This is a genomic window from Vibrio sp. DNB22_10_4, assembly GCF_052879755.1.
The window spans coordinates 167,726-181,980 of the sequence record NZ_JBNNXW010000006.1 but is presented as its reverse complement, the minus strand read 5'-3'; the positions used below and the strand labels follow the sequence as shown (position 1 = coordinate 181,980).

The 14,255-nt window shown below is 47.3% G+C and carries 16 protein-coding genes; 5 read left to right on the top strand and 11 right to left on the bottom strand.

The genetic code is table 11. The annotated features are described in order from the left end of the window. The first annotated feature begins 157 nt into the window (after positions 1-157). Positions 158-409, top strand: coding sequence for an HPr family phosphocarrier protein (locus tag ACVA6Q_RS15900; RefSeq protein ID WP_112461249.1), 252 nt, complete (start codon positions 158-160; stop codon positions 407-409). A gap of 100 nt (positions 410-509) precedes the next feature. Here the strand turns inward: ACVA6Q_RS15900 and ACVA6Q_RS15895 are convergent, their stop codons facing one another. Then, entirely contained in the window at positions 510-1,487 is a 978-nt protein-coding gene (locus ACVA6Q_RS15895; protein WP_446648149.1) for a lytic murein transglycosylase, read from the bottom strand. A gap of 24 nt (positions 1,488-1,511) precedes the next feature. Further along, complete coding sequence (locus ACVA6Q_RS15890; protein WP_353498049.1) at positions 1,512-1,787, bottom strand: YcgL domain-containing protein; 276 nt, start codon at positions 1,785-1,787, stop codon at positions 1,512-1,514. 215 nt (positions 1,788-2,002) lie between these two features. Between ACVA6Q_RS15890 and minC the strand changes: the two genes are divergently transcribed. From minC to minE, 3 genes are read left to right on the top strand one after another with little or no spacing between them, the layout of a single operon-like run. After that, positions 2,003-2,665: a septum site-determining protein MinC gene (minC, locus tag ACVA6Q_RS15885; RefSeq protein WP_446648148.1), complete on the top strand. Its 663-nt coding sequence runs from the start codon at positions 2,003-2,005 to the stop codon at positions 2,663-2,665. A 20-nt stretch (positions 2,666-2,685) separates the two neighbouring features. After that, a complete protein-coding gene (gene minD / locus ACVA6Q_RS15880; RefSeq protein WP_042500940.1) occupies positions 2,686-3,498 on the top strand; it encodes a septum site-determining protein MinD in 813 nt (270 codons plus the stop codon). 3 nt (positions 3,499-3,501) lie between these two features. Further along, entirely contained in the window at positions 3,502-3,765 is a 264-nt protein-coding gene (minE, locus tag ACVA6Q_RS15875; RefSeq protein ID WP_042476441.1) for a cell division topological specificity factor MinE, read from the top strand. Positions 3,766-3,834: 69 nt separating this feature from the next. On the opposite strand, the gene rnd is transcribed toward minE, so the two are convergent. The 7 genes from rnd to ACVA6Q_RS15840 form a co-directional block, all read right to left on the bottom strand. After that, positions 3,835-4,956 (bottom strand): ribonuclease D, encoded by a 1,122-nt coding sequence (gene rnd / locus ACVA6Q_RS15870; RefSeq protein WP_446648147.1) that lies wholly within the window; start codon positions 4,954-4,956, stop codon positions 3,835-3,837. Positions 4,957-5,028: 72 nt separating this feature from the next. Next, positions 5,029-6,729, bottom strand: coding sequence for a long-chain-fatty-acid--CoA ligase FadD (gene fadD / locus ACVA6Q_RS15865; RefSeq protein ID WP_446648146.1), 1,701 nt, complete (start codon positions 6,727-6,729; stop codon positions 5,029-5,031). A 160-nt stretch (positions 6,730-6,889) separates the two neighbouring features. Further along, positions 6,890-7,756 carry an alpha/beta fold hydrolase gene (locus ACVA6Q_RS15860; protein WP_446648145.1) on the bottom strand — a complete coding sequence of 289 codons (867 nt, stop codon included), beginning with the start codon at positions 7,754-7,756 and terminating at the stop codon, positions 6,890-6,892. A gap of 2 nt (positions 7,757-7,758) precedes the next feature. After that, positions 7,759-8,313, bottom strand: coding sequence for a Slp family lipoprotein (locus ACVA6Q_RS15855; protein ID WP_418641686.1), 555 nt, complete (start codon positions 8,311-8,313; stop codon positions 7,759-7,761). A 103-nt stretch (positions 8,314-8,416) separates the two neighbouring features. Beyond that, entirely contained in the window at positions 8,417-8,734 is a 318-nt protein-coding gene (locus ACVA6Q_RS15850; RefSeq protein WP_353498042.1) for a chromosome partitioning protein ParA, read from the bottom strand. 43 nt (positions 8,735-8,777) lie between these two features. Continuing rightward, positions 8,778-9,479, bottom strand: coding sequence for a tRNA (adenosine(37)-N6)-threonylcarbamoyltransferase complex dimerization subunit type 1 TsaB (tsaB, locus tag ACVA6Q_RS15845; protein ID WP_446648144.1), 702 nt, complete (start codon positions 9,477-9,479; stop codon positions 8,778-8,780). Further along, positions 9,480-11,438, bottom strand: a complete 1,959-nt coding sequence (locus ACVA6Q_RS15840) for an ATP-dependent DNA helicase (RefSeq protein WP_353498040.1) — start codon at positions 11,436-11,438, stop codon at positions 9,480-9,482. It abuts the gene before it with no gap. Between the two features lie 334 nt (positions 11,439-11,772). On the opposite strand from ACVA6Q_RS15840, the gene purU reads away from it, so the two are divergent. Beyond that, the gene (gene purU / locus ACVA6Q_RS15835) at positions 11,773-12,606 is read left to right on the top strand and encodes a formyltetrahydrofolate deformylase (protein WP_446648143.1); all 834 of its coding nucleotides are present in this window, start codon (positions 11,773-11,775) and stop codon (positions 12,604-12,606) included. Positions 12,607-12,676: 70 nt separating this feature from the next. Here purU and ACVA6Q_RS15830 read toward each other — a convergent pair whose 3' ends face one another. Next, positions 12,677-13,489, bottom strand: a complete 813-nt coding sequence (locus ACVA6Q_RS15830) for a hypothetical protein (protein ID WP_446648142.1) — start codon at positions 13,487-13,489, stop codon at positions 12,677-12,679. Between the two features lie 143 nt (positions 13,490-13,632). Then, positions 13,633-14,229 carry a VOC family protein gene (locus tag ACVA6Q_RS15825; protein WP_446648141.1) on the bottom strand — a complete coding sequence of 199 codons (597 nt, stop codon included), beginning with the start codon at positions 14,227-14,229 and terminating at the stop codon, positions 13,633-13,635. Between the last annotated feature and the right edge of the window lie 26 nt (positions 14,230-14,255).

Below are 14,255 nucleotides of genomic sequence, written 5' to 3'. Positions count from 1 at the left end.
ACCTCTAAAAATCAATCATATAACGTTAACTCCCTCTCATTTTTCCCTACACTTTGCTCTTGTATTAGCAAGTTTGCCTCTTTGTCACAGTATTCGTACCTCACGTTAGGTACAAACAGAGTCAGAGATATTCGTCGACTAACGAGGGGACAACGCTATGTATAAGAAAAATGCCGTAATTACAGCGGAAAGTGGCCTACACACCAGACCTGCAGCACAGTTTGTTAAACAAGCGAAGCAGTACGCTGAAGATGTCGAAATAGTATCAAAAGGGAAAACCGCCACTGCCAAAAACTTATTTAAACTGCAAACACTGCAGTTAGTTAAAGGCACTGAAGTCACGGTTCAATCTGCCAATAAGCAGGCAGTGGATGAGTTGGCGAGTTTCTTGGAAAAAGTGACTGGCTAAGATAATTAAAGGGCTCAACGTACGCGGCCTGAGTACGTTGAGCCCTTTTCTGTTGATTATTGTGTCGGCGCTAACACTTAAAGAACGCCTTCAACCACAACTACTTCATCGCAATACGATCAGCCAAGTGACTCACCGCTAAAGCAAAATAATACGAACGATTCCACTTCATGAGTACGTTGTAGTTGTTGTATACCAAGTAAACACGACCATTTTCATCATCGGGCATAATGAGCCACGCTTTGATGTCTTCATCCAATTGTGGCAACGGACGACCATCGTATTTGGTAACACCTAACTTGCTCCACTCTTGCAATAGCTTGCCTTTTTCAGACTCACGACCTTGCAGCTCTGGAGAAAAACCTTTTGGCACTTTGACTTGACGACCCCAAGTGTATTTATCATCCCAGCCAGATTGCGCAAGATAGTTCGCAGTCGAAGCAAATACGTCTGCTTCCGAGTCCCAAATGTCCTTCTTACCATCGCCGTTGCCATCGGCAGCAAAGTTTAAGAAAGAACTTGGCATAAACTGACTTTGACCCATCGCCCCAGCCCAAGACCCTTTCATGTCCGCTGGTGCAATATGGCCTTGCTCTAGAATAGTCAGAGCGGCAAGAGCTTCACTGCGAAAGAACGCTTCGCGCCGTCCCTCGTAAGCCATGGTAGACAGTGCATCGATGACACGGTAATTCCCCGTGAAGCGGCCAAAGTTACTTTCCACACCCCAAAGCGCCACAATAAAGCGCGGCTGGACACCATACTCATCGCCAATACGTTTTAGCTCAGCGTAGTGCTTATCATGCAGCTCTTTCGCTTGTTTGACTTTCCAGTCTGGCACCGCTCTTGGAATGTATTCATCCAAGGTGAGCTTTTTTTCGGGCTGGTTGCGGTCGGCTTTTACCGCTCTGGGTTTGTATTCAACCCCAGCAAAGGCTTCTGTTAAAATTTGCTCGGAAATCCCTTTGGCACGTGCTTCTTGCTTGAGGCCTGCGACATACTCCTCGAAGGATTCCTTTTGTTGCGCGGCTGCGCTTGTGGCTAGGCTTGCTCCTAGTATCACTGACAATATCGTTTTCACCGTGCCCTCCCCTGAGCATTCGGATTATTTTTGCTGAGCTTTCTGCTCTTTATATTTATCTAGCAAGTTTTCTGGCGGTGGTGGCAATTGTAAGAAAAAGCCCTCCTCGTTGATTGAGGCTTTCACTTTCTCCACGTCCACCACGGCCAACGTGCGACCCGCTAGGTTCACGACCATCACAAACTGTGGTCGACCAAACATCTCCATGAGCGCATCTGGTACTGGAGTAAAGTCGTCTTTCTTAGCAATGTACAGGTATGCCCCGTCTTTTTTAGTGCTTTTATAGATTGAACAAAGCATGGTTGTATCTCTTGTGGTTGCCTATCTTCTCAAGTCGAAGAAATAATTGAGTTAGTTTATGGAAAATTGAGAGTTAATTATCCATTTAGGAGCAAGATAGCTTGCTGTATCTAGTGTTGAAATATAACATGAATATTCCCAAGTGACCTCTAGATACGGTTACATTGGCAAACCTAATCAAAAGCAATGTCAATGGCACAAGGATTTGATCATCAATGTCTCAATCCCCAGATCTGAAAGGCAGTAGTTTCACCTTATCGGTGTTGCATCTTTCTGACAACGATGTTTCCAACGCAGTTCAATTTTTACAACAAAAAGTCTCTCAAGCCCCCTCTTTTTTCGCCTCAGCACCTGTAGTGATCAATGTGAGCAAAGTCGAGGCTGACCTTAATTTTGTCGACCTCAAACTGGGCATCGAAGAGATAGGTATGATTGCTGTGGGCATCACTGGCTGTCAGGACAAACGCATTCAAAACCTCGCTTCACAGGCGGGCTTTGCGGTGATGACAGCAAGTAAAGCGCCCTCTCAAGCGCCAGCTAAAATGGAACCGACCAAAATCGTTCGTACCCCAGTGCGCTCCGGTCAACAGATCTATGCCAAAAACAGTGACCTTGTCATATTAAGCCATGTGAGTGCGGGCGCCGAAGTCATTGCTGACGGCACCATTCACATCCATGGCACACTTAGAGGCAGAGCAATCGCTGGGGCGAGTGGCTCACGCGATGCAAAAATTCTCTGCAACGACCTACAAGCTGAGCTCGTCTCCATAGCAGGGAACTACTGGCTCAGCGATCAGATTGAACGTGAATATTGGGGTAAAAAGGTGCTGTTCGGTATGACCGACGACCAACTCGATTTCGAGATCCTAACGATTTAGAATTTTAAGGAAAACAATAAATGGCACGCATTATTGTGGTAACGTCGGGTAAAGGCGGCGTAGGTAAGACAACTTCGAGCGCGGCTATCGCATCGGGTCTTGCGCTCAAAGGTAAAAAAACCGCTGTGATCGACTTCGACATCGGCTTACGTAACCTCGACCTAATCATGGGTTGTGAGCGTCGTGTGGTGTATGACTTTGTTAATGTCATCAATGGCGAAGCAACGCTAAACCAAGCACTGATTAAAGATAAGCGCACTGACAACCTCTTCATTCTGCCTGCCTCACAAACTCGTGACAAAGACGCTCTGACCAAAGAAGGCGTGCGCCGCGTGCTAGACGACCTAGATGAAATGGGTTTCGACTTCGTGATTTGTGATTCACCTGCAGGTATTGAACAAGGCGCTCTAATGGCGCTGTACTTCGCTGATGAAGCGATTGTAACAACTAACCCAGAAGTCTCTTCGGTTCGCGATTCAGACCGCATTCTTGGTATTCTTGATTCTAAGTCGCGCCGCGCAGAAGAAGGCAAAGAGCCGGTTAAGCAACATCTGCTACTGACTCGCTACAACCCAGCTCGGGTAACACAAGGCGAAATGCTGTCGGTTGAAGATGTGGAAGAGATCCTTCATATTTCACTGCTTGGCGTGATTCCAGAAAGCCAAGCGGTACTGAATGCCTCAAACAAAGGCGTGCCAGTCATATTTGATGATGAGTCTGATGCCGGTATGGCGTACTCAGACACCGTTGACCGTCTACTAGGTGAGCAAGTCGACTTCCGCTTCTTAACAGAGCAGAAGAAAGGTATCTTCAAACGTCTATTCGGGGGGTAAGCTATGTCTTTACTTGAGTTTTTCCGCCCACAGAAGAAGACCTCAGCAAACCTAGCGAAAGAACGTTTGCAAATCATCGTTGCAGAAAGACGCAGTGAAGGCTCACCTTCTCCGTCTTATTTACCGCAATTAAAGGAAGACATCCTTAAAGTGATCGCTAAGTATGTCGACGTTGATCCGTCTATGGTGGATCTGTCGTTCGAACACAAAGACGATGACATTTCGGTTCTAGAGCTCAACGTGCAGCTTCCAGAAGACGAAAAATAAACATTAAAAAGGCTCGCAGTTGCGAGCCTTTTTGTTATCACTAGTGCTTTAAACTTGTGTCCGTGGTGATTAAACGTCCATCACCTGGTCAAGCTGACGACCAAACAACTCCAATCGCCAACCTTGCATCACATCCGGCAGCTTGGCAGGATCACGCTGATGCTTCCACACCCAAGATAAATACTGATTTAGCTGCTTTTTAGACGCTAAAAACTCAGTCGCTAAACCGCTGTGCTGGGCGGCCTTTTTCACTTCATCTTTCAGTGTTTTAAAGACTTGTTTGTAGCCAGGGAAGTCCATGAGACGTTCGATTTTCTCTGGGAAATCTTCTTCAGGTGTTTGCTGTGCATGTCTAACGATGGCTGCGATACGCTCACCGTGACGGCGGATCGCTCTTGGGTCGATACCCTCTTGTTCCATCTGCTTTGGCTTTTTTAAGCCATGACGGGCAACCGTCCACAGCTCTTGCTCTTTGATGATAAAGTTCAAGGCCAAGTCACGCTTTATCGCTTCATTCAAGCGCCAAGTCGCCAGCGGCTTTAGTACAGCAAGCTGCTTACGCTTAAGCTGCCATGCCCCTTTAATATCTAGGTAGGCATTCTCAGGGTTAGGCGTTCTGCCGCGCTTTTGCATCAACAGATCAGATTCTTGCTGCGCCGCTTCCCACCATTGCTTAGCTTCCACTTTTGCAAACAACTTAAAGTAGAGTGGCCATAGATAGTAAACATCGGCCGCCGCATAGTCGAGCTGCTTATCGGTGAGTGGACGCGCAACCCAGTCAGCACGAGACTCACTCTTATCAAGCTCTACATCAAGGTACTCTTGTACTAAGGCAGCGAAGCCTGTCGACAGACCATACCCCAAGAATGCGGCCATGATCTGCGTATCCACCATAGGGTAAGGCATGCAGTTGAAACTGTTAGCAAACACTTCAAGGTCTTCACCACACGCGTGCAGCACCTTCAATACTGAAGTGTCTTTAAGAAGCTCAATGAACGGAGTGAAGTCACTGATTGTGAGTGGGTCGATAAGAGACAGCTGGTCACCATCATAAAGCTGAATCAAACCCAGCTTTGGGTAATAAGTACGAATGCGCACGAACTCGGTGTCCAACATCACGACATCGGATTCACGAGCCTTGCTGCATACCGACTCTAGCTCGGCAAACTCTGTTACTATTTGGTATTCCACTCAATCTCTCTTCATAAAAAATGCCAGCTTTGCGGGCTGGCATTTTAACACTGATTGTAATCAAACGTTAACTTAAACTGTCTTCTCTGAGGTCTTGAGCAGTTTTGCGTCGTTTTCTTCGCGTAATACGCGGCGTAGAATCTTACCGACGTTAGTCTTCGGTAGATCCTCTCTAAATTCAACACGTTTCGGGATCTTATAACCCGTTAGATGCTGACGACAGTGCTCAATGATCTCTTCTTTGGTTAACGAGTTATCCTTCTTAACCACGAAGATCTTAACGAGCTCACCAGAGGCCTCGTTAGCTTCACCGATAGCCGCCACTTCAAGTACCTTGTCGTTAAGCGCCACGACATCTTCGATTTCATTTGGATAGACGTTAAAGCCTGAAACCAAAATCATGTCTTTCTTACGGTCAACAATGTGCAAGAAGCCATCGTTATCAAACTCAACGATATCGCCTGTCGACAACCAACCTTCTTGATTGATCACTTCTTTCGTCGCTTCAGCACGCTGCCAGTAGCCTTGCATGACTTGCGGGCCACGAACTTGCAGCTCACCTTTACCGTCACCCTCCACTGGGTTGCCGTCTTCATCGACAATGCGCACTTCTGTTGATGGTACCGGTAGGCCAATAGAGCCATTGTATTCCGTTAAATCGTGCGGGTATGCTGCAACCAGTGGTGAACACTCGGTGAGACCATAACCTTCCAGTAGGAAGCAGCCTGTGGTCTTTTTCCACTGCTCTGCAACCGCTCGCTGGACTGCCATACCACCACCCACTGATAAACGAAGACCACGGAAATCCAGCTCATGGAAATCTTCATTATTAATCAACGCATTAAACAGGGTGTTTACACCCGTAATCGCAGTAAATGGGTATTTTTGCAGCTCCTTGATGAAGCCTGGAATATCACGCGGGTTGGTGATAAGCAGGTTTTGTCCACCCATCTCGACAAACAGCAAGCAGTTCACCGTCAGTGCGAACACGTGGTATAGCGGCAGTGCTGTGACTACTAGCTCACGTCCCTCATTCAACACTGGCGCGTACATGCCTTTCGCCTGCATCACGTTAGCAATCATGTTACGGTGTGTCAGAATCGCCCCTTTTGCAACACCTGTGGTACCACCTGTGTATTGCAAGAAGGCAATATCGTCACCCGTCATAAACGGCTTCACGTATTGCAAACGACGACCTTTACTAAGCGCTTTCTTAAATGAAATCGCTCCTGGCAAATCATACTTAGGCACCATGCCTTTTACGTACTTAACCACGAAGTCAACAATCGTACCCTTCGCGGTCGGCAGCATCTGACCAAGGCTTGTCAGTACTACGTGCTTGATCGGCGTTTTATCAACGACTTGCTCAAGCGTATTGGCAAAGTTTGAAACAATAACGATGGCTTTCGCATCGGCATCATTCAATTGGTGCTCAAGCTCTCGCGGCGTGTAAAGAGGGTTCACATTCACGGCGATAAGGCCGGCACGTAACACACCAAATAGCGCGATTGGGTATTGCAGCAGGTTTGGCATCATGATCGCAACGCGATCGCCTTTTTGCAGTTTTAGCTCATTTTGCAGATACGCTGCAAACGCTCGGCTACGCTCTTCCAGTTTGCGGAATGTCATTACCGAACCCATATTCACGAACGCAGGTTGGTCTGCATATTTGTGAATCGATTGTTCGAACATTTCGACTAGAGAGGGGTACTGATCAGGATTGATTTGCTCAGGCACATCGCTTGGGTATCGAGAAAGCCAAGGTTTATCCACAATTCTACTCCTTGCGTGTAAGGTCACTCTTTCGTTTCATAGGCAGATCTTAGTGTTATTTTAAAATATTGTTAACACTTTATGGGACTATGAATGTTTTATTATTCCTGCTATTACAACACAGCAGACCAGTTAGCGCACGAAAGACTCAAACACTTGTTTAATTTTTGTTAACTCGTCCAAGTATTAGTTCAAATACCTGCTCAGGTGATTCCAAATGGCAATGGTGATCACCCTCTACCATCTCAATCTGCGCGTTACTAAGCGGCTGCAAACACTCAGGGCGCTGCAAATAAGCGTAACCTCGCTGGCCAAGTATTATCAGGTGCGGCACGGTGACTGCTTCCATAATCGCCAAGGCTTGCGGCTCGCTCATCCGATAGACCGACTCGCATTTGAGCTTACTGTCATGTCGCCAGACCCACTTATCTCCCGACTGACGAAGATCTCGTTCGACAATCGGCAGTACCGCTTCGGTTGGGAGTTTGGTCGCGCGTTTACGCATCGCAATCGCATCTTGTTTTGAAGGGATGGATTTGGCTGTTTTATTTCGCCAGCGCTCTCGGCTTTCTATGCCTTTTCTCAAACGCTCAGGACTCAGCTGCGGCGATTCCGAAAGTGGGATATGCGCTTCGATTTGAACTAAACAGGACACTTTTTCTGGAAAGGCTGCACTATAGCAACTCGCAATCAATGCACCAAGTGAATGACCAACTAGGCAGACATCAACCGCGTGAAGTTTAACCAAAATGCGGTGAAGATCGTCAATATAATCGTGAAAGTTGTAAAAGTGATGCGCGCTTTTATGGCTCGAGTGGCCATGACCGGGTAAATCAATCGCGATGACTCGCCAATCAGGGGCATACTGCTCAATAAGCGGAAAGAGTGCGTGAAAACTAGCGGCATTATCCATCCAACCATGAATAAAAACGACCGTCTTGGCGGCCGTTTTTATTGTTGGGCGTTCAAGGTAGGCAACCGTTCTGTCATCTATCTTGAGCGACTGTTCTTTGAAACTAGAGTCCAATCCTACTTCACCTCTTTGATGACTCTGCCGGTACTTGGTCCGCCATGATAATAGAAGCCGTCACAATAGTAGCCCCAACAAGAGTTATAGCCGCCAAAATCTCGGTTGATGATTAGGCGCTCTTCAACACGCCACAAGTAATTACCATACGCTTTGATAACAGGGAAATCACCTTCGTACTCGCCAATTTTACCGCGCTCAAGCCCCTCTTTATGACCACCGACTGTGATTAGACGTCCTTGAGCATAAGTAATCGGATCGACGAAGCCGTCGACATAGGCAATAAAGCGGCCATTAGGCTCTTCACTGATGTCAGGTTTTCCGTACTTATCGATTGGAAGGTTGACCACCTCGATGCGCGTTCTATCAGCGAGGTTTTTTACCGTATCAATAACACCGCCTAAGCGGACTTCGGTGTTGTCTTTGGTATCCATGACACCTTGATAAGTCGCGACGACGCTCTCATTGTTGGTCGCTAACGTGTCAGGAAGACTGCCACACGCACTCAAAACGGCACTTAGTGCCATAATACTGCTGAGTTTCAGAAGTGTTTTCATAACTGGGTGTACCCTAATTGAAGCAAGTTGGCTCTAAAGCAATTTCGTCTTAAAGCAATTTCGTCTTAAAGCAATTTCGCCTTAAAGCAAATAACTCTTATTATCATATATAGATATCGACACCAAGCAACTGTTGGAGTTCCTCGCGCTTGGCTCGATTCATGACATTCATATACTCTTCCAGTGCCTTCTTCGATCGGCCTTCCGGAAGATCATACTGAACCTGAGCCTTGTCCATGTCAGCGTCGGATAAGTGTTTGACCGAGTGCGCCACCGCTTGAGCGACTTTGGTGACCTGGGTAGATTGGTTTGTTGATTGCGAAGATTGAGACGTGGAGGCTTTCGACACTGCCTTTTTTGCATTGGCTTTTTGTGTCTTACGCGAGTTGGGTATGGAAGGTAAGCCGTTTATCGAAACCATAGTCTAGTCGGGCTAGCGATCTACTAGCTAGCCCTCTCCTTGATTACTCTCTGCCCGGCAGCTTTTTCCAAGCTACGGTATCGCGCAGATACACTGGGCTGGCTTCTTCTGCTGGAACAGTATTGCCCTTTGCCAGTTCAAACTGAGCAAGATAAGCAATATCTTGCGCTTCTGGGAACTGAACCTGTGATGCTTGAGTGTCGATAGCTAAGGTTGATAGCGTTTCTGCGTATGCTTCCCAACCCGTGCCTGCAGTTAGCCACGTGTGCTCATCTTTCTCTAGGTTCTCAGCTAGCACGCTCGGCGGAACGACTTGCTCTTGATCCACATCCTGCCAATCACCAGACTCAAGACGCTCAAAGCGTCCCCAATACACCTCGTTCATGCGAGCATCAATCGCACTTGCGACTGTTGTTGCGCCGCCAACACGATAAGCGCCTTGCGCCATCGCTTTTAGCGTCGAAATGCCAATCATTGGCAAATCAGCACCAAAGCCTAAACCTTGCGCGATGCCAATACAGATACGCACACCAGTGAAACTACCTGGGCCGCGAGCAAAGGCCAACGCATCCAGTTCAGCCAGTGTCAGACCGGCTTCTTTCAACAGCTCATCCACCATTGGCAGTACTTTTTTAGTGTGGTCACGTGGAGCAAGTTCACTGCGTGCGTAAGTGGTGTCACCCACAAGTAAAGCCACTGAGCAATTTTCGGTTGCGGTATCGATCGCGAGTATTTTGTAAGTCATTTATTTCTCAATTTGTTCTTCTGTCGCTTCAGGCGCCATATCCTGAGCTAAAAACTGTTTTATTACACCAAGATCACGAGTGCGTGGGATCGGCGGCAAACTGGATAAAAAGGTCGCACCATACTCGCGCGTCACCAATCGGTTATCGCAGATAATGAGTGCCCCTCGGTCTTTCTGGTCGCGAATCAAGCGCCCCACGCCCTGTTTCAGGGTAATCACCGCATCGGGTATTTGTACCTGCTGGAACGGGTCGCCACCTTGCAGTTTACAATCTTCGATCCGAGCTTTAAGCAAGGGATCATCGGGTGCGGTAAACGGTAATTTGTCGATGATAACACAGCTCAAGGTGTCACCTCTAACATCTATTCCTTCCCAAAAAGCCCCTGTCGCTACCAGCAGTGCGTTACCAAGCTCCATAAACTCTGCCAGCGTTTTTTGCTTGCTGGTTTCACCCTGAAGCAAGACAGGCAGTGACAAGGTTTCACGAAACTTCTCCCCCAGCTCACGCATCATGCTGTGTGAGGTACACAAAAAGAAGCATCGTCCTTGGTTTTGCTCAATCACGGGCGCCAACATACTCACCAACTTATTAGCGAGTCCCGGACTGTTTGGCTCCGGTAAATAACGCGGCACACAAAGCCTTGCTTGCTCTGGATAATCAAACGGACTCGGCAGAGAAAACTGCTGCTTAGGTACTAAGCCGAGACGCGACGTGAAATGCCCAAAATCATCAGAAACTGCGAGGGTTGCCGAGGTGAATATCCACGCGCCACCTTTCATTTCAACCTGCTCATGGAACTTATCCGCGACGGTCAGCGGCGTGATATGTAGGCTGAAATGTCGCGGAGAGGTGTCATACCAATAGGAATAACCGGTAATCGTCACATCACAAACACGCTCTAAGCGCCCTTTGATTAAGTTGGCACGTTCGAACGCGGTATCCAGGAGCTGACTGCGGCCTAAGGCCAGCTTTAGCACCTCAATGACAAATTCCAGTGCGTCCATCAAGCGTTCCATTTCTCGCTTGATGTTCGGCGATGCAATGGCGTCACGCCAGTTGCCTCGAAATCCAGTGTCACCTAGGATGATTCGCATCTCCATCGCCGCTTGCGATAAGCGTTCTCCCGCTTTTTGTAGCTGACGCATGTCACGCGCTTCGGTGCGATAACCTATCTCGATGTCTTTGCACAAATCCTGAATTTGGCGACTCGATATGGACTGACCGAAATATTGGCTGGCGATGTCTGGGATCTGATGTGCTTCGTCAAAGATAAATACGTCGGCTTCAGGGATAAGCTCGCCAAATCCGGTCTCTTTGATGGCTAAATCTGCCATAAAAAGATGGTGGTTCACCACCACAACATCAGAATCAAGCGCGCGCCGCCTTGCTTTGAGCACAAAGCAATCTTCATAGCTTGGACACTCTTTACCTAGGCAATTGTCATTGGTTGATGTGATCGTTGGAATAATCGGGCTGTCTTCAGCAATGGCGTCGCACTCGCCCAGGTCTCCAGACTTGGTTTCCGATGACCACGAACGCACTTTCACCAGTTGTGATAGCAAATCGGTCTGAGTTTCAGTGGTATGACTCTCCACCATTTGGCGGCTCAGTCTATCAAGGCACAAATAGTTAGAGCGACCTTTCAGCAGTGATACTTGTCCATGAAAACCCAGCGCTTCAACCATCAAGGGTAAATCACGGTGAAACAACTGCTCTTGAAGGTTCTTCGAGCCAGTACTAATGATGGTTTTCTTGCCACTGAGCAGCGCCGGAACCAGATAGGCAAATGTCTTCCCCGTCCCCGTTCCTGCTTCAACCACCAACTGGGTTTGATGTTCAATCGCCTGTTCGACGGCGTTCGCCATATCGAGCTGAGGTTGACGAGGCTGAAAACCCGGAATAACCGAGCCAAGCGCGCCATCGGAGGCGAAAGCTTTGTTGATTGTACGTGAACCCATTTGGCACCGCTGATTGCAAACAATTGGCCTAGTATACCCAAACCCTCTGCAGTTCAAAAACTGAAATCAGCCCGCTCAAAACGGGTTTTGAAAAGCAAAATGCCTTCTTGCACCCAATAACAATCCTGTTTAGGTCACTTCTTTTGTTGAAACCTTACTCAGAATAGATTAATAATGTCGGTTAGATTGCGTACAACCTTCATAGATCGCACCCAAATTAAATCCTTATATGAGCCCTACACAACTCAATGTTTGTGTCCGCAACAAGCGTTTGAATCGCTAATGAGTCGCTCGTATCGAGGTAACAACAATATTTTCACGGAAGCAGTAAATCATGGAAAAGAAAACCCTTCTCACGCATTGCAGCGATGCACCTGGCCTGATCTCAAAGATCACCAACATCTGTTACAAGCACCAGCTCAATATTATTCACAACAATGAGTTTGTGGATAATACCAGTGGCCATTTCTTTATGCGCACTGAGCTTGAGGGCTACTTCAACGATGAGACCTTCCTTGCCGATCTAGACCAAGCGCTTCCAGAAGGCACCAAGCGCAAACTTGTTGACTCATCTCGTAAACGCGTTGTGATTCTGGTTACCAAAGAAGCGCATTGTCTTGGTGATATCTTAATGAAGAACTTTGATGGCAGCTTAGATGTCGACATTGCCGCTGTCATTGGTAACTATGACATTCTTCAAGGCTTAACAGAGAAGTTTGATATCCCATACCACTGCGTCTCTCACGAAGGGCTTAGCCGCGAAGAGCATGAAGCGAAAATGCTCGAAGCCATCGACCAATACGATGCTGACTATCTAGTGCTTGCCAAATACATGCGTGTACTTACTCCGACCTTTGTTGAAAAGTATCACCATAAGATCATCAATATTCACCACAGTTTCTTGCCAGCCTTTATCGGCGCGAAACCTTATCAGCAAGCCTATGACCGCGGCGTTAAAATCATTGGTGCAACGGCGCACTTTGTGACAAACGATCTAGACGAAGGACCAATCATCAAGCAGGACGTGATTCCAGTAGATCACAACTTTAGTGCAGCCGATATGGCGCAAGCAGGTCGTGACGTTGAGAAAAACGTATTGTCGAAAGCGCTCAACAAAGTGATTAACGATCACGTGTTCGTCTACGGCAACAAGACGGTTATCTTATAACGAGTTACCTTGTCATTGATTCAAAAAAGCTGCCCTCAATATAGTGAGAGCGGCTTTATTTTTTTCACTGCTAGTAAGAGTCGCCTTTGGAATAGTCCACCTGATAGCCTAAGTCGTCCAGCATCCCCAAAGTCACAGGCCCAATTAGGGTGCCGTTGGCCATGAGTTCTTGACTCATGTTCGGCACAGGCTGCCCATTCTTATCGTAACGTTTTTCGTCCCCACTGCCTTTAGAATCATAGAGATGTCCTCCATCATCGCTGATAGGAAGTTCACGGAAACTGGCTTTATACTGCTCATTGAAACGTTTGACGGCTTGACTATCACGCACCATAAACAGGTTTCCAAGCTGACTGTCGCGGCGCGTGTAATCCATTGAGTATGCGCCAACCCCAAACACATGCCCCATTTCATGCAAAATATTGGCATTAAACTCTACAGGATCAAACCCTGGCTGGTAGGTGTGACTACCGATAAACACCGAACCTTCGGTCGGAATTAAGCGCCAATTAACGTCGATTTCCGCCTCTGGGCCTGCCATCCCATTGGCGTTATTCATTGGTACCACATGAAAGTTAATGTCTAGGGTGTGCTGCTCGATATCATCCACAGCAACGATCACCTCTAGCCAGCGATTCGCTGCAGATAGATAAGGGGCAATGCGTTCATCCGTCCACTTACTCTTTTTGCCATTATGGCGTATTAGCTGATTACAGAAATTAAGATTGAGTTCTAGATGATCATTAGAAACCGTTCGAGCGGCGCTGCGCTCACAGGGGGCATTATCAAAATCAAACGCCTCAGCATGGCTATTGCTAGTTAAGCTAAGTAGCAATAGGGCTGAACCGAATGAAAATGAACGAATAAGTTTCCTTTGCAGCACGCGTCGCTTCCTTCACCACTGAATACTCTATTCAGTGTAGCTTGCTAACGCGTGCTCATCGGTATCAGGCCGTCACAGATGTGTTTAAATCTCAACCAATCATGTCATGATTTATCAGCGTAGTGTAAGGCTCAGAAAAGTCATTACTCTTGCTCAGAAGCCACGATGTTTTTCAAGCTGTGTGGATGTAGCTTGATACATATACCATTGAATTTAAGTGCAACTGTTGGGTTAGCCAATCGCTCCCCTTCGCCTTTCGGGCTCGATAATTTCACTTTCACACCTTGCGCTTTTGCCTTCTCTAGCTGGCTTCCAAATTCAGGAAACTTCGCATACAAGTCTTGCAAAAATGCGTCTGCTGTCTGCGCCTCAGATGGCACCACAAACTCAACATGCTCCCAATCTTCAACTGGATGTGTTTTGCCAATGGCAGGGTACGGCAACTCCAAACACTCGATCGACCAGCCATGACTTGCAATAGGGTTGTCGAATTCCAATACAATAATCGGGCGGCCATTAATTTGCGCCTCAGAGATCACTTTGCCGTAGTCGAGCCATGCGTGATGCGCAGCTTTTGCCAACTCACCATCGTTGATACGTAGCGCAATGTGATCGGCTTGATAAGCAGATAAATCGATAGCTAATAGGCTGCATAAAGCCTGAATATTATCTAGAAAATCATCGATTTTATTCAACATCACAGAAGGCACTAGACCTTTTTCTATCAGGGTTTGTTGCATTTTTTTGTGCTCACTTTGGTCATCAA